The sequence below is a fragment of the Pararcticibacter amylolyticus genome, assembly GCF_003130405.1.
Taxonomy (GTDB): Bacteria; Bacteroidota; Bacteroidia; order Sphingobacteriales; family Sphingobacteriaceae; genus Arcticibacter; species Arcticibacter amylolyticus.
The window spans coordinates 1-22415 of record NZ_QEAS01000030.1 but is presented as its reverse complement, the minus strand read 5'-3'; the positions used below and the strand labels follow the sequence as shown (position 1 = coordinate 22415).

Annotated in this window: 19 protein-coding genes; 8 read left to right on the top strand and 11 right to left on the bottom strand. The window is 45.3% G+C overall.

What is annotated here, in order from left to right:
- On the top strand, positions 1-1903 hold a 1903-nt coding region (locus DDR33_RS23425; RefSeq protein ID WP_158280847.1), incomplete at its 5' end, for an outer membrane beta-barrel protein.
- 7 nt (positions 1904-1910) lie between these two features.
- Here DDR33_RS23425 and DDR33_RS23420 read toward each other — a convergent pair.
- Both DDR33_RS23420 and DDR33_RS26040 read right to left on the bottom strand, forming a co-directional pair.
- Entirely contained in the window at positions 1911-3662 is a 1752-nt protein-coding gene (locus DDR33_RS23420; protein ID WP_109418239.1) for a glycoside hydrolase family 3 protein, read from the bottom strand.
- Between the two features lie 150 nt (positions 3663-3812).
- Entirely contained in the window at positions 3813-4010 is a 198-nt protein-coding gene (locus DDR33_RS26040) for a hypothetical protein (protein WP_109418238.1), read from the bottom strand.
- Positions 4011-4321: 311 nt separating this feature from the next.
- Here DDR33_RS26040 and DDR33_RS23410 point away from each other — a divergent pair, with 311 nt between their 5' ends.
- Positions 4322-4822: a hypothetical protein gene (locus DDR33_RS23410; protein WP_109418237.1), complete on the top strand. Its 501-nt coding sequence runs from the start codon at positions 4322-4324 to the stop codon at positions 4820-4822.
- A 57-nt stretch (positions 4823-4879) separates the two neighbouring features.
- Here DDR33_RS23410 and DDR33_RS23405 read toward each other — a convergent pair whose 3' ends face one another.
- On the bottom strand, positions 4880-5452 hold the full coding sequence (locus DDR33_RS23405) for an RNA polymerase sigma factor (RefSeq protein ID WP_109418236.1): 573 nt from the start codon (positions 5450-5452) through the stop codon (positions 4880-4882).
- Positions 5453-5746: 294 nt separating this feature from the next.
- Between DDR33_RS23405 and DDR33_RS23400 the strand changes: the two genes are divergently transcribed.
- Complete coding sequence (locus tag DDR33_RS23400; RefSeq protein ID WP_158280846.1) at positions 5747-8083, top strand: outer membrane beta-barrel protein; 2337 nt, start codon at positions 5747-5749, stop codon at positions 8081-8083.
- 43 nt (positions 8084-8126) lie between these two features.
- Positions 8127-9425 (top strand): UDP-N-acetylmuramoyl-tripeptide--D-alanyl-D-alanine ligase, encoded by a 1299-nt coding sequence (locus DDR33_RS23395; RefSeq protein ID WP_109418234.1) that lies wholly within the window; start codon positions 8127-8129, stop codon positions 9423-9425.
- Positions 9426-9515: 90 nt separating this feature from the next.
- On the opposite strand, the gene ffh is transcribed toward DDR33_RS23395, so the two are convergent.
- The 8 genes from ffh to ruvX all read right to left on the bottom strand — a co-directional run bounded on the left by ffh (position 9516) and on the right by ruvX (position 17456).
- Positions 9516-10859: a signal recognition particle protein gene (gene ffh / locus DDR33_RS23390; RefSeq protein ID WP_109418233.1), complete on the bottom strand. Its 1344-nt coding sequence runs from the start codon at positions 10857-10859 to the stop codon at positions 9516-9518.
- Positions 10860-10920: 61 nt separating this feature from the next.
- Positions 10921-11907, bottom strand: coding sequence for a DUF3078 domain-containing protein (locus DDR33_RS23385; protein WP_202913827.1), 987 nt, complete (start codon positions 11905-11907; stop codon positions 10921-10923).
- A 79-nt stretch (positions 11908-11986) separates the two neighbouring features.
- Positions 11987-12748, bottom strand: a complete 762-nt coding sequence (locus tag DDR33_RS23380; RefSeq protein WP_109418232.1) for a hypothetical protein — start codon at positions 12746-12748, stop codon at positions 11987-11989.
- Between the two features lie 56 nt (positions 12749-12804).
- The gene (locus tag DDR33_RS23375) at positions 12805-13629 is read right to left on the bottom strand and encodes a glucosaminidase domain-containing protein (RefSeq protein WP_109418231.1); all 825 of its coding nucleotides are present in this window, start codon (positions 13627-13629) and stop codon (positions 12805-12807) included.
- Between the two features lie 93 nt (positions 13630-13722).
- Positions 13723-14406: a glucosaminidase domain and LysM peptidoglycan-binding domain-containing protein gene (locus DDR33_RS23370; RefSeq protein WP_109418230.1), complete on the bottom strand. Its 684-nt coding sequence runs from the start codon at positions 14404-14406 to the stop codon at positions 13723-13725.
- Between the two features lie 4 nt (positions 14407-14410).
- Positions 14411-15046 (bottom strand): O-methyltransferase, encoded by a 636-nt coding sequence (locus DDR33_RS23365; protein ID WP_109418229.1) that lies wholly within the window; start codon positions 15044-15046, stop codon positions 14411-14413.
- A 68-nt stretch (positions 15047-15114) separates the two neighbouring features.
- Positions 15115-16941, bottom strand: a complete 1827-nt coding sequence (gene recQ, locus DDR33_RS23360; RefSeq protein ID WP_109418228.1) for a DNA helicase RecQ — start codon at positions 16939-16941, stop codon at positions 15115-15117.
- 98 nt (positions 16942-17039) lie between these two features.
- Positions 17040-17456, bottom strand: a complete 417-nt coding sequence (gene ruvX, locus DDR33_RS23355) for a Holliday junction resolvase RuvX (RefSeq protein ID WP_109418227.1) — start codon at positions 17454-17456, stop codon at positions 17040-17042.
- 248 nt (positions 17457-17704) lie between these two features.
- Here ruvX and DDR33_RS23350 point away from each other — a divergent pair, with 248 nt between their 5' ends.
- The 4 genes from DDR33_RS23350 to DDR33_RS23335 are packed head-to-tail and all read left to right on the top strand — an operon-like array spanning position 17705 to position 22252.
- Positions 17705-18850 (top strand): DNA polymerase III subunit, encoded by a 1146-nt coding sequence (locus tag DDR33_RS23350; RefSeq protein WP_109418226.1) that lies wholly within the window; start codon positions 17705-17707, stop codon positions 18848-18850.
- 1 nt (position 18851) lies between these two features.
- A complete protein-coding gene (locus DDR33_RS23345) occupies positions 18852-20195 on the top strand; it encodes a PSP1 domain-containing protein (RefSeq protein ID WP_109418225.1) in 1344 nt (447 codons plus the stop codon).
- Positions 20188-20664 carry a gliding motility lipoprotein GldH gene (locus tag DDR33_RS23340; RefSeq protein ID WP_109418224.1) on the top strand — a complete coding sequence of 159 codons (477 nt, stop codon included), beginning with the start codon at positions 20188-20190 and terminating at the stop codon, positions 20662-20664. The genes DDR33_RS23345 and DDR33_RS23340 overlap by 8 nt, the downstream gene beginning before the upstream one ends.
- A 49-nt stretch (positions 20665-20713) precedes the next feature.
- Positions 20714-22252 (top strand): YifB family Mg chelatase-like AAA ATPase, encoded by a 1539-nt coding sequence (locus DDR33_RS23335; RefSeq protein ID WP_109418223.1) that lies wholly within the window; start codon positions 20714-20716, stop codon positions 22250-22252.
- Positions 22253-22415 lie beyond the last annotated feature (163 nt).

Genomic DNA, 22415 nt, shown 5'->3' with positions numbered 1-22415 from the left:
TGCAGGAATTACTGATACCAAGGCGGGAGGCCTGAATTTCAGGGATGATTTTGGAAAGAAAATAAGCTTCTATGGAAGTTATAGTTTCCAGAACCGGAAAACCGATCTTATTCAAAACCGCCTTTCACAGACGATAAGTTCTGATTCTCTTATCTCCACTTCTTCTCTGAGCAATTCAAATAATACAAGCAATAGTCACAGGCTTAATTTTAACCTGGAATACAAGATTGATTCCATGAATTACCTGAAGGTTTCTCCTTCCTTTAATTACGCCAGCAACGGATCCGATGGATATACCAGCGCGGTGATCAGGGAACTTTCTATGCAGGATCAGAATACCATGTCTATAAGTGATTCCAAATCGCCTGCCGTTGGAGGTGATATGCTCTATAATCACCGCTTCCAAAAAGCAGGGCGCAATTTGTCACTTAGCTTTTCTGTTAACAATTCCTCCAGTGAAAACAATCAGGATGTAAACGATGATTTTCGCTTTTATAACAGAAGTGACTTCAACTTATTCAGAGATTCAACGTCGCACCGGCTGATTTATACCAATAATGAACGGTTTAATACTGAGACTAACGTCACATATACAGAACCCATTGGCGTTTATTCCAGGATAGACTTTACCTACAACTTTAACCGGACATCGTATGATAACAGCAGGGTCACAGAGCTTGAGCTCGGAGAAGACTTTGTCAGATCCGACTCCCTGAGTAATGTTTTTGATTATTCTTTTGCGACCAACCGGTTCGGATTGAGTTACCGTTACGACCGGCAAAAATTATATAACTTTTCTTTTGGTCTGGCAGCGCAGCCTACCTTGCTGAAAGGCTACTCGGAAACGAATGGTGTCAGTGTGAGACGTGAAGGATTTAATCTGGTACCCAGTGCACGTTTTGTATATAATTTCGCCCGGTCACGTTCTCTGAATATTGATTATTCCGGTTCTGCCAGCGAGCCTTCATATAATCAGATACAGCCAGTAGTGGATTTGAGTAATCCTCAGCGCCCGGTGATCGGTAATCCTGATCTGAAATCTGCTTTTAATCAGAACCTCAATATCCGGTATAATAATTTCGATCCGGCGAAAGGTACTTTCTTCATAATCGGAGCGTCAGGAAATATTACGAATGACCGTATTATCAGTAACATTGTAAGGATGAGGCAGCCGCTTGTAAATGGAACAGACACTACTTATAATCTGATTCAGCAGACAAGTTATCTTAATGCTGATGGTTATTACGCGGCCAGGGGATTTTATGCATGGTCGCAGCCTTTTGCTGAGCGTAAGTATACCCTGCGCCTAAACGGATCATTGAATTATACCAATGACGTTGCATATTCAGATAACATAAAAAACATAGGGAAAACCTGGTCGCTTTCTCAGGGCTTCAGGTTTCAAATTAATCCGAACGAAAACATAGATATCGCGCCGGGCGCTTCCTATTCACATTCCTGGGTAAACTATTCACTGGCTACTCCGGCCTATCAAAGTACAAGAAACACCACATGGTCGTTTGAGATTAACGGGAAGATCTATTTCCTGAAAACCTTCGTGTTTGGCTTTGACGGGAGCAAGAGTATCAACGAAGGATATTCCTCATCAATCGGATCGAACCCTCTCATCATAAATTCGTATATCGAAAAGCAGGTTTTGAACAAACGCGGCCGCTTCAGATTTCAGGGTTACGACCTCCTGAACGAAGCCAGGAGTATTACTGTTACTCCGAATGAAAACGGAACCAGGGTAGAATCGGGCAGCAACCGCCTGACGCGGTACTTTTTATTCTCTTTTGCTTACCGCCTGAACAAATTTGCCGGTGGCGTACAGGATGGCCCGCGTGATGGAGAACGCCGCAGAGAGGGTGGCTTCAGGGGTGGTCCTCCAATGGGATTCTGATAGCAGCTTAATTGGTTTGTCCGGTCACCGCTTTTGGTGCCGGGAAATAATCAATGCCATCTCCGTTCTTAAAAAACGAGTTGATTGTAACAGGCAAACGGCCGTTTGCCTGCATCATTCCGGCTATTACCTTGGTCGCCGCTCTCTGTTGCTCAGGTCCGTTCTGGTAATTAAGGAGGATCGTTTTACTCGATTCAAACCCGGGCAGGCCGGCAATGGTGTAGGGATTTGCGAAAACGCAGGACACCGTATTTAACTTTGCGAGCTCGGCAATAAAAAGCTTTAGTTCGCTGTTGTAATCCAGTTTGCTCTGAGGCCGTTTACGGTAATCGTGAATGGCAAGAACGATCTGATCATACTTCCTCAATTCTTTAAGCATCGCTGAGATATCCCTGGACGAGGCTATTTTAGAAAGGATAAAGTTCATTGAATTCGGAAAATATCTTTTCAGTTCAGTTTGAAATGGAGTCACTTCTGTGACGCCCAGGCTTATGATGGCAGTTCTGCTCAGGGTATTCATGCTTTTCAGCATGCTGTCGCTTTTCAGGACGGTCACAGATGCATCTGCCAGGCGCTGATTGAGGGAAGCAGACTCAGACCGGTTGAGCTTCGCAATAAGGCCTGTGGTATCCGCAGGACTCAAATGGTTTAGTCCCACCCAGTATTTCGCCTCCAGGACCTTCTTTACTGATTCATGTATCCTTTCCTTACTTATTAGCCCTTTCCTGACTGCTTTTTTGGTAAGCTTGATCGCACGGTGAGTATTTTCAGAAAGCTCAATAATGTCATTGCCTGCAATGATCGCTTTTACATCGGCTTCTCCATCGGGGAAGTATTTGGTGACACCCTTCATTTCCATTGCATCCGAAACGATTAATCCCTTAAATCCGAGTTCCTGCTTCAGGATACCCGTGATAATGGGAGCTGATAACGTAGAAGGAAGATGTGCGGTAGTATCAAGGGACGGTATGTTCATGTGAGCGATCATAACGCCTGCCGCTCCGGCTGCGATCAGTTTCCGGAAGGGAACAAGCTCAAGGGAGTCGAGCCTTTCACGGCTGAATTTGAGTATGGGGAGGTCGTAATGCGAATCGACATTCGTATCTCCATGCCCGGGAAAATGCTTTAAACTGGTCAGTATGCCGCCGTCCTGCATCCCGCTCATATATGCCAGTGCTTTGCTGGCCACATTGTATTTATTGTCTCCAAATGACCGGTAGCCTATTACAGGATTAGCCGGGTTGTTGTTGATGTCGGCTACAGGGGCGAAGTTAAAGTGCATTCCCATCAGCTTAAAATCTTTGGCCACCTCACGTCCCATCTGGTAGATCAGGGAAGAATCTTGTATGGCGCCGAGGCTCAGCTGGTAGGGGAACGATAGTGTACTGTCCAGCCGCATTCCCAGTCCCCATTCTGCATCCATCGCAATAAGTAAGGGCGTCTGGGAAATAGTTTGATAGTAGTTAGTCAAAGCCGCCTGCCTTACCGGGCCTCCCTGGAAGAAGACCAGCCCTCCTACTTTGTCTCTTTTTATCATTGAAGCAACAGAGTCCTCAAATGCTTTACCCTTGTCTGTATGTGCCCGGATAAAGAATAGCTGGGCGATGCGCTCCCTTTTGTTCAGGCTGTTAAAGACTGAATCTACCCATTGCTGCTGGCCGGCGCTGGTTCCTGAAAAAGGATTCCGCGGCTGGCTTATCGCAATATGGAAGAAAGCGGAGAAGAGGGCTGTCAGTAAAATAGGCCGGTTGGCAATCATATTCAATATTTTCGGTCAAAAATAACTTGCTGATCTTATTTGTAAAAATAAGCTGTCAGTCTTTTTTGTTTTGATAAGGTCCCGGCAAGTCGATACAAAAAAAGAGGGTATCAGCATGCTGACACCCCCGGTAAATCAATTCTCAGATCCTTATCTAGTAGTCGTAGTATCTGTACCAGATCCCGTACCCATTCCTGTGCCTGTGGTATCGGTGGTGGTTCCGGTGTCAGTACCTGTCTCTGTTCCTGTACTGGTGTCAGTAGTTCCTGACTGGCCCTCTCTGCTTGAAGAGCATGCTGCAAGGCCAAGTGAGGCAGATAGCAGCAGGATAAATGCTTTTGTTTTCATAGTGTCTTATTCAATTGTTAAGGGATTAATTATAGGATGTAACAAATAAGATGGCTTATAGATTTAAAAAATAAAATTATTTCAAAGTTAAATATGTATGTAAAAGAGCTTTATGCAAAATGCAGGTGTCAGGAGATCCCCTGCCTCCAGCTGCTGTTAACAAATTTTAAATATCAGCCTTTTTAAAAGTGGTAATTTTAATTTTAATAAAGAAATGCGACTATTTATATGAAAATTTCATAAAAATTGATTTTTTATTTCTTGTATTTCAATTTGTGTGTATATTTGTTGAGAAATAAAAAATAAGTGTTATGAAAAAGTTAATTTATGCAGCCGCTTTTGTTCTGGCTTTATCTGTGAAAGGTTACGCAGATGATAAAAACAAAACTGACAACAAGGAATCCGAAGTTTCTTACTTTGCATCCAATAATTTCCTTAGCAAGTATCAGGGAGCAACCAATGTAAACTGGACTGTAACATCTCAATTCCAGAAAGCTTCTTTTTCATTAAACGGAGTAAAGATGGCTGCCTTTTTTGATTCAAACGGAGATTATATTGCTACTACCCAGTACGTAGGTTTCGATCAGCTTCCAGGAATAAGCAAAAGCCGCTTAAATAAGTATTATAAGGATTACGCAGTTGAAGAGGTTGTCAGATACGACTTTGACGGACAGGAAGATTCACATCTTTATCTCCTTACTGGTAAAAGAAACTACAATACGATTTATTTCGCGAGCTTAAAGGGTAAGAATGAAAGCATCGTAGTGAAGGTTACTCCTGATGGAGAAGTTTCCTACCTTAAAAGTCTTTAATACCCGATAATTACCGGTGATAACCCGGTTTCGTTCCTTAGTTTCTTTTGGTTATGTTTAGCAGGCGAGGGTGACCTTCTCATAGGCAGAAGTGTTCAGTATGGCTTTTTTCAAAATTTCCCTTGCCCTGCATAAGCTGGCCCTTGATGCCAGTTCTGTGATATCCAGGATGCCGGCAATTTCCTTATGTGAATAACCATCGATTGCATGAAGTGTGAAGACTGTCCGGTAATTCTTTGGTAAAGTCCTTACCAATCCGAGCAGGTCTTTCGCTTCTAATTGATTCTCTGTAAATTCAAAAGGTACCTGGAAGGCTTCAGCGCCTATTTTTTCTGCAGGCAGATATCGCTGCCTTCTTCTGTAACTTTCAATGCCGGTGTTAACCATTATTCGCCGCAGCCATCCTTCAAAAGAGCCATTATGCTTATAGGTGGATATTTTTTCAAAGATCTTTATAAAACCTGTTTGTAAAATATCTTCCGCATCTGCTTCATCAAGTGCAAACCGGAGGCAAATGCTGTACATCCTGGATGCATAGGTTCTGTATAACATTTCCTGTTGTCTGGCATCCCTTTTCAGACAACCTTCAATCATTCTATTCAATCCTGCAAAACGATCAATGGTATTCATCTTTTCGTTTTCTTGCTAATGCGATGCCAATCGCAAAAATCGCTCTTAATGGTCTTTTAACGCCGGTTCTGTTCCATGGAAGTGTTCGTAAACGCACAATTGCCGGGCATTATCGCACGCAGGCAGATAGGAGTTTAGACGTATAAATATTTTTAATAAAATCCTGAATATTATAAAGATAATTCTCAAATTAGCAGTTACCTAATGCTGTATAAGAAGAAAATTTTGTTTATATGCGTGTTTAACTGCTTTTATTCGCTCCTTTTCGCTCAAAAAGCTACAGTTATATACGGAATGATAGTAGATTCTTCAGGATCTTGTGTTGAATCTGCAACTGTAAGCCTTATCAGACTTCCCGATTCCATTTCTATGGAAAGTTTGAAGAGCAGTAAAGACGGGCTGTTTCATTTTAATAAAGTTCCACGTGGCGAATATTGTGTTATCGCAGCTTATGTAGGCCATAACCGAAGCCTTAACGGACCATATCACATTCGTTCTGCTGATACATTGATTTATGTTCGCGTAACCCTGACAAAACAAGTAAGGGTACTGGATGAAGTGGAAGTTCACCCGGGTATTTCTTTTGTCGAACAAGGGCCGGGTAAAACGGTGCTCAATGTTGACAAGATGATCAGCTCGTCCGGAAACAGTGCTTTTGATGTCCTCCGGAGGGCTCCGGGAATCTTAATAAGCCAGGACGGAAGCATTACGATGAGGGGGAGGCAGGGAGTAACCCTCTCGATGGATGGTAAGGCCGTAACCCTTTCATCTGCGGATGTTGTGGAACTGCTGAAGAATACCAGTGCAGAATTGCTGGATAAAATTGAACTGATCAGTAACCCTTCCTCTGCTTATGATGCCTCCGGCACCGGAGGGGTCATTAACCTGAAATTAAAAAAGAACAAGAGTATCGGCACGAATGCTACTTTCTCTGCCGGCACAGGGTATGGGGAGAATTATAAGTTCAATTCCTCTATCCTGTTAAATCACCGGCAAAAGGCGTTTAACATTTACGCCAGCTGGGCTCTTAATGACAGCAAGAGGACAGACAGATATTTTCTTAAAAGAGCCGTCGGCTCAGGGGATGTCCGGACCAGTTTTAATGTCAGTAATCATGATATAAAATCGGTAGTGAATCATAATCTCAAAGCTGGTGCTGATTTCTATCTCTCAGGGTCTCAAACAATAGGTTTCATGTATACCGGCGCGTTTAACAGGATGTATTCTGATGAAGATAACAATACCCTGATCGGGCACGGCCTTCCCGGTAAGGATTCACTAGTTCTTACCTATTCTGATGAAAAAAGGGCTATTTCCAACAACGCATTTAATTTAAACTATAAATTCATTTTTGATGTCACCTCTTCCCTGAATATCGACTTTGACTATCTCCGGTATACCAGGAGGTCCGATGAGGCATTGCTGTATTATTTTTATGCCGATGGCACGGAGTTATATGGATCTTCGCAGGGCCTGATGAACCGGACGCCATCACATATTGGCATCCGCTCTGCTAAACTTGATTACTCTAAAACTTTTGGGGCCGGAATTAATTTACAATCCGGGCTTAAAAGCAGCTTTGTCAGCAATGACAGCAAACGACTGGTTAGTGATATAGATGACGAGCCCTGGCTGAAGCAGTCGTTCGTACCCGACGAATCTGATTTCAAAGAGTATATTCATGCGGCTTATGGTAATTTGAGTAAGGAATATCCCAATAAGACACGTATAGAGGCAGGTGTAAGAGGTGAGTATACGCGGACATTCAGTTCCTCCCGGTCGGGTAGCAGCGTGAAGAAAAGCTATTTTAATCTATTCCCCTCTCTGAGCCTTTCTGCAATGGCAGCCCCCGGCCACAGGGTTTCTCTGGCTTACAACCGGCGCATCTCCAGGCCTGCTTATGACGATCTGAATCCGTTCAGGTATTTTCTGGATCAATATACATACAGGGAAGGAAACCCCTACCTGCGCCCCGAATATTCGCAGTCCCTGGAGTTATCAGATGTTTACAAAGATAATTTTACAGTAACCTTGTCGTGTAATGCCGTAAAGGATTATTACCTGACATTCGCTTTGCAGAATGATACAACCCGGATAAGCAGTTCTGTTAAACGGAATCTTGACTGGTTTAAAAGCGTGGGAGCCGAGTTGATCTATCGTCTGGCAGTTGCCAGATGGCTCAGCTCTGATCTGAACCTGCAGGGCTATATCCGGAGATTTAAGTCAGACGAGGTGCTTTCTTTTCTCAGGAACAGTAGTTATTTCGCATTCAGTTCAGTTAACTCCATAAAGTTCAGGAAGAAATATACCGGTCAGTGCAACTTTAGCTATGAATCCCCCACGGTGTCAGGCATGTTCAACTTTAAACCGGTCTATGTTCTGGATCTTGGTGTGGGCAGATCTGTTTTAAACAATAACGGAGTGATACGGGTATCTCTTTCGGATGTATTTAACTCAGACCGGAGCCGTTACTATTCAGGGCTCAGCCAGCTGGCACTATCGGGTAATCAGAAAACGGAAACTAGGGTCGTCAGAGTGAACCTTTCCTATAAACTGGGGTCGAAATCAGCTGCCTCCGGTTCAGCAAGAGATGGCAGTAACGATTCTGAAAGGAAAAGAGTGGTTAATTAGGTGCTGAAGAGAATTCCTGCTATACTTGTATGGATAAAATGTTATGACAACTGAAGACTTGTATCAGCTATATAAAGAGCACCCTGTAATCTGTACCGACTCGAGGAATGTTACGCCGGGATGTCTTTTTTTTGCTTTAAAAGGAGAGAGCTTTGACGGGAACGCTTTTGCTTCAAAAGCTATCGGAGAAGGTGCTGCTTTTGCGGTGATCGACAACCATGAATTTAATCAAGGAGAGAAGTACCTGCTGGTGGATGATGTTCTGCAGTCCCTGCAGCAACTGGCCCTTTATCACAGGCTGCAGCTCTCTGTCCCTGTCATAGCCATCACAGGAACGAATGGTAAAACAACCACCAAAGAGCTGTTTAAATCGGTTTTGTCTCAGCAATACCATACCTCTGCCACTGCGGGAAATCTGAACAATCATATAGGTGTTCCCTTAACCCTGCTTTCTATAGACAGCACTATTGAAATCGCTATCGTCGAAATGGGCGCCAATCATCAGAAGGAAATTGAGTTTCTGTGCGCAATTGCCAGGCCAACTCACGGCCTGATTACGAATGTAGGAAAAGCGCACCTGGAAGGCTTCGGTGGATTTGAAGGGGTTAAAAAAGCAAAGGGGGAACTCTATCATTATCTCAGGAACAACGGCAATACTGTTTTCCTTAACAGTGACAATACTCATTTAAAAGAAATGTATGGCGCTCCCTCTGCGGGAAAGCTCATTCTTTACGGAAACGGGGAAGGAAGTGTGGTCAATGGCCGTATAGTGGAGAACGATCCTCTCCTGACTGTTGAATGGCAGTATTCCGGAGAGACGTACACGGTGAAGACCAATCTTACCGGGGCTTACAATCTTGAGAACATCCTGGCAGCTATCGTTACAGGTCTGCACTTTGGTTTGTCTCCGGATCAGGTTAATAAAGGTATCAGTGATTACGTACCCGGAAACAACCGTTCTCAGATAGTCCTGAAGGGATCCAATACTGTTATTTGCGATTATTATAACGCCAATCCTTCCAGTATGCATGTCGCGCTGGAAAATTTGGGCTCTATTTCCGCTGCTAAGAAGGTGATTATACTGGGAGATATGTTTGAGCTGGGTGAAGAAGCAGCTGAAGAACACAAGGGTGTGCTGGACAAGGCAATGACACTGAACGTAGCAGAGAGTATTTTCATCGGGCCTGAATTCTTTCGTTACCGGGACGATTACAAAGGAAGATTTTTTGAAAGTGTCAGGGAGGCTGCAGATGCCTTTGCTGCCTTAAACATTCAGGATGCTGTCGTTCTTGTAAAGGGATCGAGGGGAATGAAGCTGGAACAGCTGGTTGCGGTTTTGTAGGACCGAAGGCAGCCGGGAAGATCCTGAATGAAGAGCTCCGGAACGATATCAATAAAAAAGGCCTGATTTCGCAGGCCTTTTTTATTGATATTATTTCTTTCCGAAAGGAGCCTTAGGCATCCCTCTCATCATCTTCGCCATGGCAGCGGGATTACTGAACTGCTTCATCACTTTCCGCATATCTTCAAACTGCTTGATAAGCTTGTTTACTTCCTGGATATTGGTTCCCGAACCATTAGCAATCCGCGCCCGGCGGCTTGGATTAATGGAATCAGGGTTTTCACGTTCAAATGGAGTCATAGACTGGATGATTGCTTCAATAGGTTTGAATGCATTGTCATCTATGTCAACGTCTTTGATTGCCTTGCCAACACCCGGGATCATGCCCATCAGGTCCTTCATATTACCCATCTTCTTGATCTGCTGGATCTGGCCGATGAAGTCGTTGAAATCAAACTTATTCTTCCGGATTTTCTTTTGTAGTTCCGCTGCCTGTTTCTCATCAAACTGTTGCTGTGCTCTCTCAACAAGTGAAACAACGTCACCCATTCCCAGAATACGCGAAGCCATACGTTCAGGATAGAAGACATCAAGTGCCTCCATTTTCTCACCTGTTCCGATAAATTTGATAGGCTTGTTTACAACCGATTTGATAGACAAAGCAGCACCACCCCTGGTATCCCCGTCAAGCTTCGTGAGCACCACTCCTGTAAAGTCAAGACGGTCGTTGAACGCTTTAGCTGTGTTAACGGCGTCCTGACCTGTCATGGAGTCAACAACGAAAAGGATTTCATGCGGATTCGTGTTGGCCTTCACCGCAGCAATCTCGTTCATCATTTCTTCGTCCACTGCCAGTCGGCCGGCTGTATCGACGATCACAACATTGTGCCCGTTCTTTTTCGCTTCGGCAATCCCCTCTTTTGCAATTCCAACCGGGTCTTTCGACTCCAGGTTAGCGAATACAGGAACACCGATCTGTTGCCCGAGTACCTGCAGCTGATCAATAGCTGCGGGACGGTATACGTCGCCTGCAACCAGCAGAGGTTTTCTGCCCTTTTGTGTTTTAAGGAAATTAGCCAGTTTGCCGGAGAATGTGGTTTTACCGGCACCATTTAAACCCGCGATCAGGATAACGGTAGGGTTAGCCGACAGATCAACCTCTGTGACCGATCCGCCCATCAGCTCCGTCAGCTCATCGTTCATGATCTTGGTGAGCAGCTGTCCTGGCGATACAGAGGTTAAAACGTTCTGCCCGAGTGCTTTTTGCTTAACGTCATCGGTAAACGTCTTAGCTGTTTTATAATTTACGTCGGCGTCAAGAAGGGCTTTGCGGATCTCCTTCATTGTTTCCGCCACGTTGATTTCCGTAATAGTTCCCTGGCCTTTTAATACTTTAAAGGCTCTGTCTAATTTATCCTGTAAGTTTTCAAACATCTTTTAACCAGCTTCTAAGGGACGCAAAGGTAACGATTTTTTTCCTCTCCCCCTGACTGCGTCAATTGGGGAATTTATATATCAATCCGAGGGCCAGAGTCTGGCTTGCCTGAATTCTATCATCCGCGTCGTCGTCATAAAGCGCCACACCTGTGACAGTCACATTAATTAACTTATTTACTTTGGCTATCAGCGTAACATCCAGCCTCTGATCGATACTTCTGAGTTTTTCGTAATTGGCGAACATCGTGTAGCGGCTTTTCAGCGTTAGATTCTGCATCACATCCCGTTCATAACTGCTCACAAGCTGAAACGCCAGCTCGTTCCGGAATACCTTGCCTGTATCAACCCCATAATTCTTAGGGAATGCCTTGTAAAGGTCCTTGTCCAGTACAAAAGTCTGTCTTGCTGTTCCCGTACCTATACGCAGCCAGAAGTATTTGTCGGGCTTATACTCAAAACCCACCGATTCGGTTAGATAGCCTGGAGACATGAATCGCGAGATCGTCGTAGCTTCTTCTATCCCGTTCACTGTTTTATAAGAGAAACCTCTGTCAAACTGGGATTCAAAGTTCAGCGATCCGAAAAAGTTCCAGCTTTCAGACAGCTTCAAGCCCAGTTTGTTATCCCAGTAGATCCGGTCAGAGCTCTTTCGCTGTAACTGGCCTTTGTTTTTGATCTTTCCGTACTGAAGGATCACTTCCGATACATAGTTGATGTTCTCTTTCGTATAATCGGTCTTATAATTAAATGTCGTACCTATTGCAATAGAATTGACCCCCCCGTTCTTCCAGTTGTTACTGAAAGAAGCCTGGTTCATATTCACACCGAATGTCACCCAGTTACGCCAGTAGTTCACTTTCAGGTCGAGCTTCAGATCGGGGATCTGAACCTGCTGAAGCTGCAGTACAGGTCTGCGTACGGGAAGAGAATTCTTTTTGGGATATTCCTTCAAGTTATTTAACTGTGAAGTATCAGTTTTAACTTCCTGGCAAAGTGCTGAGAACGACAGGAATATCAGAACAGAAAGAATGTACCATTTGCCCATAATCACCGGCAAAATAAGTGAAAAAAGCCTTACTTTAAAAACTTCATTTCAAAGAAGTCAGTTCGGGAGCCGGTAAGCCTCATTTTTTTTTGCCGGGTTCGAGTGGGGGAAAGCGGTAAGCCTCAGGGTCTTTCAGGTATTGTTTGTAGCTTTCTTTAATGTAGCGGATGAGGACGTAATCATTTGCCTGCAGTATAAAATTATAAGAAGGGCGGTACTGCTGCATAAAGTCATCCAGTTTTTCATCACTTATCCCCGTAGCACTCTTCACCAGCGTCCTGGTATAGCGGTAGTTAATCATCATATCCCGGTAATCCCGTTCAATAATTTCCTGCAGATACCTGGCATTCTTCCCTTCCTTACTTAAAAGGCTGTACAAAGCGTCAATCCCGAGCCCCGCTCCGCCGAGCCCGTTGCTGCCCCCTGCCGAAAGCAGGTCCTGGGGATCACCTTTCCGGTAGATGTCGCGGTACTGCTCCTTAATTCTCTTCAGTCTCTCCGCCGGGTTTCTGATCGTATCGGTGATCACCACTTCTCTTAGCCGGATACTCGTACGCTTGAGATAAAAGACAAGTGTAGGCTGAGACCTTACGGTCAGCGTGTCCACAGCATATCCCTCTGTAGCAGCTACCAAAGTATCGCCAGGCGCCGCCTTCGTAACAAACTCCCCTTTAATATTATTATAGAAACCCTTATGCTGTCTCAGGTTATAGATGTAGACCCTGGTTACGCGTTGTTTGCTGTCGCGATCAAACACCACACCGTCAAGCGTGCGTTCCTGTGCATTTACATGGTAAACAACCTGGAGAAGCAGAAGTAAGAAAAATACCGATCGTTTCAAGCAGGGTAAATTTAAGATAAAAGACACACTTCGCGCCTTGTTTTACAACTATTAACCTATTTTGAAACAAGCAACAACTGCCCTGGTTTGATATCTCCGCCCTGGAGTGAATTTAAAATTTTGATCTCATCAACTGTAAGACCGAATTTTCTGCTGATTGAGTACAGCGTATCGCCTGCCAGAACCTCATAGATTTTCATTGCCAGAGGCGCTTTTGCCGGTTCCGCCTGTTTTACGGCTTCCGGCTGCTTTTCTTTTATTTCTATCTGCTGCTGTACCTTTTCTTCCCGTTCAGCTTTTGCAAGGATGGTTTCCCCCCTGTCGAACCGGTCGAGACCGTACCGCTCTATAAGTCCGATCAGCAGCTCAGGGTATCTTGGATTAGTAGCATAGCCCGCCTTTTTCAGGCCCTGCGCCCAGCCTTTATAATCGTTTCTGTCAAGCTGGAAAAGGAAGGCATAACGCTGTCTTTTCAGGAATTCAGAATGATCGCGGTATGATTCTTCCGCCGAATTGTAGAAGCGGAAGCATTCGCCCGGTGCATCGTCGTCCATGGCAACGGTTTTTCCCTGCCATCCGGCATGACATTTTATTCCGAAGTGATTATTTGCTTCGCGGGCCAGGGAACTGTTCCCGTTAGCAGATTCGAGCATTCCCTGCGCAAGGGTAATACTGGCCGGGATCCCGTTTTTATTCATTTCTTCAACAGCTATGCCTTTAAATCGTTCTATATAGCCATTGGTAGAGTAAACCTTTTCAATCTTTTCCCCCGTAATCACCTTGTCGGGTCTTTTTCCGGGTTTCATTCCTCCGGCATGTCTCCGGCTGCTGCAGGAAGCTAGAAAAGCAGCGCAAAAAATCAACAGTATGTACTTTCTCATTAAAATAATCTCTTTTTTAGAGACGCGGGCCCGACGACAGCAGGGCCAGTTCAACGAATACAGTTTTTCTGACGATGCTCATGTTCCCCTGCTCTATAAATGCAGCCGTTGCCCGATCTGCAGAAGGCTGCTTCTCAAACCATTTCGCAGTTTGAGCTCTCTGACAGTGGTGCCGAAACGTTTGGCTATTTCGAGCAGCGTATCCCCTTTCCTGACCAGATACACCATAGGGCCCGTTTCTTCTTTTTCCTTTTCCTCTTCGTATTTAACCGGTGTTAATACCGAAAAGGCAGCCGGATTGTTTGCATTACTGTCAAGTTCATATAAATGATACTTTTTGATGATCGCCGTCACCTGGCTTGCCCACGTTCTGCTGTGCGCATATCCCCCTCTTTGAATGCCGCGCGCCCATCCCCTGTAGTCCGCCGGTGTGTATTTCGTAAATAATCCTGTGAATCGCGTTTTCAGATGAGCTATAAAATCCGAATAGCAATCTTCCACATTTTCATATCCTTTGTAAGCGGACTTGATCTTTTTGGGGCCACTCTTGCCTTTAAGTCCAAAATGGTTATTCAAGTAGCGGGCAATTCTGCTCGTTCCACTTGCTGATTCATGAATAGCAATACCTAAGACAATACTTGCTGGTATCCCATGCTGGTTCATTGTACTTATCGCTGCTTCTTTATAGGTTTCAATGTAGTCGTCCGTCTTTGTCTGTGCAAATAAACTACCGGTAATTGAAACCATAAGGCTGGCATAAATAAATCTTTTAAGCATAGTATTACAGTTTACGGGTTATCAATAGACCATCGCGTACAGGTAGAATTAGTTTCTCTACGCGATGGTCGTTCACTACTTTTTCAGTAAAGCCACGAATATGCTGACTACGGCCATCAGTTGCTCCTCCGGTGATCTTACCGTACCAGAGCACATTATCTACTATTATAAGGCCTCCGGGCCTTACTCTCTCAAATATCAGATCATAATATGTTTCATTATTTTTCTTATCGGCATCGATGAAAACCATGTCGAAAGTCTCCTCCAGGGTTGGAATGATCTCTTCCGCATTGCCGATATGGTAATGTATCCTGTCGACGAATCCCGATTTTTCGAAATGGGTCCTGACCTGTTCTTCCAGCTCCTCGTTTATGTCGATGGTGTGAATAATGCCATCCTTTGTCAGTCCTTCAGCCAGGCAGATCGTAGCATATCCGGTGAAGGTTCCAATTTCAAGAATACGTACAGGAGACAGGATTTTACTTAGAAAACTTAGGACACGACCCTGGTAATGCCCTGAAAGCATCTGCGGTTTTGACACCTTTAAATGCGTTTCACGGTTTATGTATCTGAGCAGATCCGGTTCCGGATCACAATGTTGCTCGAGATAGGTCTGCAGTCCTTCAGTAAGCAGCTCCATTGCTGCAAATATATAAAAATATATTTTCCTGCAAGTTTTTTGCGCTTAACCATAAGATAATGAGGTTTTTATTTGAGGGCTCTGTGCTGGTTTATCCTGCGTTTCTTCAGGAAACTGTCAATTGTCCGAATAAAAACAGCCCCGTATTTGTCGAATTTATGTTCTCCTACTCCTGTAATTTCCAGCATCTCTCTTTCTGTTACAGGCTTAAACCTGGCCATTTCCTGCAAAGTAGCATCACTGAAAATAATGTAGGCAGGAACATCTTCTTCCGCTGAGAATTTTTTTCGCGTCTGCCGGAGATTTTCGAAAAGCTCGTCTTCATAATAAAAGACTTCACGCGCCTGAGAATCTGTTTTTTTCTCCCTCGCTTTCAGGGGTGGCAGTATGGTTAGCGCTGCTTTTTGCCTGCCGAACAGAATTTCCCTGCCGTAGTGGGTGATCTTGAGGGCAAAGTTCTCATCATAGGCCATTTCCAGTATCCCGAGGTGAAGCATTTGCATGAGATACCGCTGCCAGTCCACGCCGCTGATGCCTGAGCCTGCACCATGTGTTTTCAGCTTATCATACCCCGCTTCTGTTATTTCAGATCTTACAGAACCGCGGAGTATATCTATGATCATTCCTGCACTTTCTTTCTCTCCTGTTCTGGCTATCGCCGAAAGAGCTTTCTGCACCAGTACAGTACCATCGAAATGTTGCCGGGGGTACTGGCAGACATCGCAATTACCGCAATTTTCCTGCAGATTTTCGGAGAAGTAGTTCAGCAGGATCTTTCGCCGGCAAATATCTGCTTCTGCGTAGTGCTGCATCCTGGCAAGTTTCTCCAGGTTCATTTCCGATTGCGTGCTTTCGGACGCAAATTTGCTCAGGATGGTCAGGTCGGCATAACTATAATACAGAACCGTTTCTGCCGGTAATCCGTCTCTCCCCGCCCTTCCTATTTCCTGGTAATAGCTTTCCATGTTTTTAGGCAGGTTAAAGTGGATCACCCAGCGGACGTTCGATTTGTCGATCCCCATGCCAAAGGCAATAGTTGCACAAACTACCTGCGTGTTATCGTTGATAAAATCCTCCTGAACCCTTGCCCTTGCAGATGCGCTCATACCAGCATGGTAGAAAGTAGCAGATATACCTGCGTTCTTCAGGGCAGTGGTGACGTCCTCGCATTTATTCCGGCTCGAACAATAAATAATGCCGCTCTGATTTTTATGTTTCCTGACAAACTGGATGACCTCCAGCAGTTTTTGTCCCGGCGGAGTTCCTGTCCTGACTTCAAGGCTCAGGTTTGGCCGGTTAAAAGAGGAAATAAACGTTGTGGGTTTCTTCAGGCTGAGCTGACGGATAATGTCTTTCCTGGTAACCTTATCGGCAGTTGCAGTAAGCGCAACAAAAGGAATATGCCCGAACCTTTCCCTCAGTAACCCCAGCTGAATATATTCCGGCCTGAAGTCGTGCCCCCATTCAGAGATACAGTGTGCCTCGTCTATTGCGAACATCGATGGCCGCGCCATCTGAGTGATCATACTCAGTTCTGATATGAGCTTTTCCGGTGACACATATAAGAGTGCAATTTTGCCTTTATAACATGACTCGAGAATCTCCTGCTGCTCCGGGTATTCCTGCGAACTGTTCAGGTAGGCAGCTGCAATTCCGTTTCCCTTCAAGGTATCCACCTGGTCTTTCATCAGCGAGATCAGGGGGGAGATGACAATGCAGGTGCCATCGAGCATCAGGGCAGGCACCTGATAACAGATGGACTTACCTCCTCCTGTCGGCATCAGCACCAGCGTGTCGTTCCCTGCAATAATATGTTGTATGATCTCTTCCTGTCCGGGTCTGAAATTGTCGTAGCCAAAGTATTTTTTAAGGATTTCCCGCGCTGTTAAAGGCATGCGTAAAAGTATGCATACTTTGCATAAAACTAAAGATTATAGCAAAAAACAGGAGGGAATACTTCACGGAAAAGATTCCATGGTTTCCGGCGATGCCGCTAATACCGGGCTTTTTCCATGTAACTCTGCAAGATAATAGTGGCGGAAACCGTATCGATCAATTCCTTTTTCTGCCTCTCATTTTTCTTTAAACCACTTTGTGCAATAGCTGCAGACGCCATTTTTGATGTAAACCTTTCATCGATCGTTTCTATAGGCATCCCGGGGAAGCTCTTTCTCAGGATAGTGACAAATCCTTTCACATGAGGTGCCGACTGAGACGGAGTTCCATCCATTTGCCTGGGCTCGCCTACAACAAACCGTTCCACTTCTTCTGTCAGCATATATTTCTTCAGAAATTCTACCACATCTTTAGGATGTACTGTGGTCAGCCCCGTAGCAATGATCTGCAGGGGATCTGTGACAGCTATGCCGATCCTTTTTGTTCCGTAATCAAAAGCTATGATGCGCGCCATGAGATAAATGCTTGGGAAGAGTATGGAAATATAAGGGCTCCATTTGTAGATGATCGGAGGCAGACCTGAAAAATAAAAAAGCAGACATTAAATTCTCTGATATGGATACAGTGCAAAGATAAAGAAACTCTTCTGCTTTTCTTTCCCTGTTCAATACGCGCTGCTTACTGCCCCCTGATTTCTCACCCCGCTACCCAAATCTCATATCCCAATACTCAAATCTCATATCTATTTCCTATTTTGCAAGCATGCAGTTTTGTGACATTACAGGACAGGAGGCGATAAAGAAGCAACTGATTCAGACCGTACAGGAGAACAGGGTGAGTCACGCCCGTTTATTTCTGGGGCCCGAAGGTTCCGGAAGCCTGCCCCTTGCACTGGCTTATGCGCAATATATTTGTTGTGAAAACCCATCAGAAACGGATAGCTGCGGTGAATGTGCGTCCTGCAGAAAATACAGCAGGCTGATCCATCCCGACCTGCATTTTTCTTATCCTTTTTTTGCAAAGCATAAGGAAGACACTGCCATTTCTTTTATTGAAGAATGGCGTGAAGCATTTTTAGCCAATCCTTATATGGGACTGGATGAATGGAGAGGACAGCTGGAAGCCGATAACAAACAGGCAAACATAAATATTGCCGAATGTCACCAGATCATAAAAAAATTGAGCCTGAAACCTTTTGAGTCAGAGTATAAGGTTTTGATCATGTGGCTTCCTGAATATCTCGACAAAGAAGGAAATACATTGTTGAAGATCATCGAGGAACCTCCGCAAAAGACGCTGTTTCTGCTGGTGGCTCAAAGCCAGGATCAGATCCTGAATACCATTCTTTCGCGTACACAGCTCATGAAAGTTCCGCGCCTCACCGATCAGAATGTCCGGGATTTTCTGACAGAGAAGCTGCACCTGCCCGACGAGCAGGCATCCAGGATCGCTTATCTGAGTGAAGGGAACATCCAGCTCGCTGTCAACCTGAGCCGCGAAGAAAGTAATAACAATTTCGGTTTATTCAGCGACTGGCTCAGGATGTGTTTCAGCAATAAAGGCATCCAGATCATTGAGTTTGCCGAGACTGTATCGCGCCTGGGCCGTGAAAATCAAAAAAACTTTTTACGCTACGGAACCAAGCTGCTCCGTGAGGTGTTGATGGTCTTGTCAGGAGCAGAAAACCTGGTTCATCTGCCCCAGAACGAAGAAGCGTTTGTGAAAAACTTCAGCCGGACGATGGATCCGGCAAAGGCAGAGGCCCTGGTAGCACAGCTCGAAGAAGCTCATTATCATGTGGAAAGGAATGCAAACCCTAAAATTTTATTTTTAGATGTATCTTTGCAGATTGTAAGAATTTTAAAGTTTAATACGCTCCCCAAGGGGACTCAATATATATATAGCTAAAATGGGATGTGGATCATGCTCAACAGGCGGCTGTACGCCTGCCGGCTGCAAAAGTAACGGCACTTGCCTTACGAACGGTTGCAGCAAATTAGATGTTTACGATTGGCTGTCGCACATGGACCTGCCAACAAATTATAAACCATTCAACATTGTTGAAGTAAAATTTAAAGGATCAAGGAAAGACTTTTACATTAACCATGAGAACCATTACCTCGAAATGGGGGAACTGGTGGTAGTAGAAACGGCTACAGGAGGGTACGACATTGGTCACATTTCGCTTACCGGCGAACTGGTGAGAATGCAGATCAGGAAAAAACACCTGAAGATAGATGATGTTGTCAAAAAGATCATCCGAAAAGCTTCTAATGCAGACGTTGAAAAATGGAAGGCAGCGAAAGACCTGGAATGGGAGACGATGCATAAAGCGCGTACTCTCGCTCTTAGCCTGGGGCTTTCCATGAAGCTGAGCGATGTAGACTACCAGGGAGATAAAACAAAAGCGACATTTTACTATACAGCTGAGGGCAGAGTCGATTTCCGCGAACTCATCAAGAAGATGGCGGAAAGCTTCAGGATAAGAATTGAAATGAGGCAGATCGGCATGCGCCAGGAAGCAAGCCGCCTGGGAGGGATCGGGTCATGTGGCCGCGAGCTTTGCTGCAGTACCTGGCTCACTGATTTTAAAACAGTGTCTACATCTGCTGCCCGGTATCAGAATCTCTCGCTCAATACGCTGAAGCTGGCCGGTCAGTGCGGCAAGCTGAAGTGTTGTCTGAACTATGAGCTCGATACATACATGGACGCGTTGAAGGATATCCCGGACGATGTAGATAAGCTTGAAACCGAAAAAGGCATGGCTCGTCTTCAGAAGACCGATATCTTCAAGAAGCTGATGTGGTTCAGTTATCCCAATGAAGAAAGCTGGATTCCCCTGGAGATAAAGCGTGTCCGTGAGATCCAGAAAATGAACCGGGAAGGTCAGAAGCCGGAGGATCTGAAAGAAGAAGCGGCAGAGATCGTTCCTGCCACAGTAGCAAAGATCCTCGATTACGAGAATGTAGTGGGCCAGGATAGCATCACCCGTCTGGATGATAAATCCGGTAGAAGAAAGAAAAAGAAGCGCCCCGGAAAGAACAAAGGAGGTCAGGAGAATGTTGCAGTTTCAGCAAACGTAGCTGAAACTCCGGGGAAGAAGGAAGCTGTAAAGGCAAAACAACAGCCGGAAGCTTCTGCCAGGCAATCTGGTCAGCCGGCGGAAGGCCAGCAACAGAAAAAGTCACATGGTTCACGTCATTTCAGAAGGCACAGAAATTCTAATTCTAACAGGCCTAAAACTAATGAATAAGACTCTGAGGGGCCTGATCCTGGCTGGTTTAATTTTTTGCCTGCAGGCCTGCACCGACAGTGCTGTCATAGACACCAATCAAAAGATTGATAACAGAAACTGGACATATACCCAAAAGGTCCGGTTTCCTGTTACCATAGAAGATCCTGCAAAAGCCTATAATGTTTATCTGAATCTAAGGCACACCGCCGACTATAAGTATTCCAATATTTTCGTGCTGATACACCAGAGCGGACCGGGAATGAAAACCAGCACCGAAAGGCGGGAATTTAAGCTTGCTTACCCGGATGGAGAGTGGCTGGGCAGTGGTTCAGGAAACTTCTATACCTACCAGTTGCAGTTCAGGGAAAATTATAAATTTCCGTCAAAAGGCATCTACACATTCGAATTTGAGCAGAATATGAGGGATAATCCCCTCCGGGAAATTAATGATGTAGGGATCCGTGTAGAACCAGCACAGGAAAAATAAAAGTATTCAGGAATTTTCGTTTGCAATTGCTAATTTAGCGGGAAATCTCATGCCCGTTAAGACCTTTTCTAGTGCTGTCTTTGGCATCGAAGCCACGACGATCACCGTTGAAGTCAATATAACCAGCGGAACCAGGTACTACATTGTAGGACTTCCTGATAATGCTGTGCGTGAAAGCATGCTTCGTGTAGAAAGCGCGGTCAATACCTGCCAGTTTCATATGCCCCGCCAGAAGATTGTTGTCAATCTTGCTCCCGCTGATATCCGGAAAGAAGGTTCTTCCTACGATCTCGCCATTGCAATCGGTATCCTGAGCGCCTCAGGTCAGCTCGAAGGCGCAGCAACCGGGGCATATCTTATCCTTGGAGAGTTGTCTCTCGACGGCAGTATTCAGCCTGTCAGGGGAGCTTTACCCATTGCTATACAGGCGCGAAGGGAAAAGTTTAAAGGCATAATTTTGCCTAAAGCCAATGCCCGTGAAGCGGCCATTGTGAGTGATCTTGAAATCTACGGCGCTGAAAATCTTCTCCAGGTGATAGAGTTCTTCAAAGGGGCTGGCTCCTTAAAACCAACTGTTGTCGACACCCGGGATGAGTTTTTCAGCAATATCAATAATTATAAAACGGATTTTGCCGACGTGAAGGGGCAGGAAAACATCAAGAGAGCTCTTGAAATAGCTGCTGCGGGAGGGCACAACGCCATACTGATCGGTCCGCCGGGGTCGGGAAAGACAATGCTCGCCAAGCGGCTGCCCACTATACTGCCTCCCTTAAATCTTCACGAGGCGCTCGAAACTACTAAAATTCATTCCGTAGCGGGTAAACTCTCGGCTACTGATTCTCTTATGACCATCCGGCCTTTCAGGTCTCCCCATCATACTATAAGCGACGTCGCTCTGGTAGGCGGCGGAGCCTATCCCCAGCCAGGTGAAATTTCCCTTGCGCACAACGGGGTATTATTCCTGGATGAACTGCCGGAGTTTAAAAGATCGGTGCTCGAAGTAATGCGCCAGCCTCTGGAGGAACGCCGGGTAACGATTTCCCGCTCGCGGCTTACAGTCGACTATCCCGCCAGCTTCATGCTGATCGCTTCTATGAACCCCTGTCCCTGCGGATATTACAATCACCCGGACAAGGAATGTACTTGTCCGCCCGGAGCTGTTCAAAAATATCTGAGTAAGGTATCCGGTCCCCTGCTCGACCGCATTGATCTTCATGTAGAAGTTACTCCTGTGAATTTTACAGAACTTTCTTCAGACCGGCCCGCCGAAAGCAGTGAAGCAATACGTGAACGCGTAATGAGGGCGAGGGAAATTCAGGCAAAGCGGTTTGAAGGCATGAGTGATATCTATTGTAACGCCCAGATGGACGCCGGGACTCTGAGGAAGATTTGCCGGATTAACGAAGCCGGTCAGCTGCTTTTAAAGAAAGCGATGGAACGGCTTGGGCTGTCTGCCCGGGCTTATGACAGAATTATCAAAGTATCACGCACCGTAGCAGATCTTACCGGATCTGAGGATATAAAGATCGAACACCTCGCCGAGGCTATTCACTACCGGAGCCTCGACCGTGAAGGCTGGGCAGGTTAGCCCGGCGCTGCCAGTAAAATTTTCTCCCCTTACTCCGTTTCCGTAACCTTGTCCCGCAGTACAGCCCGATAAGCTGTATACCGTTTGCTTAGATGTGCTATTGATGCCCTCTGGCCAGTCAAGCAACATAAAAACCACCTTTATTCCACAGTTTATCCACGTT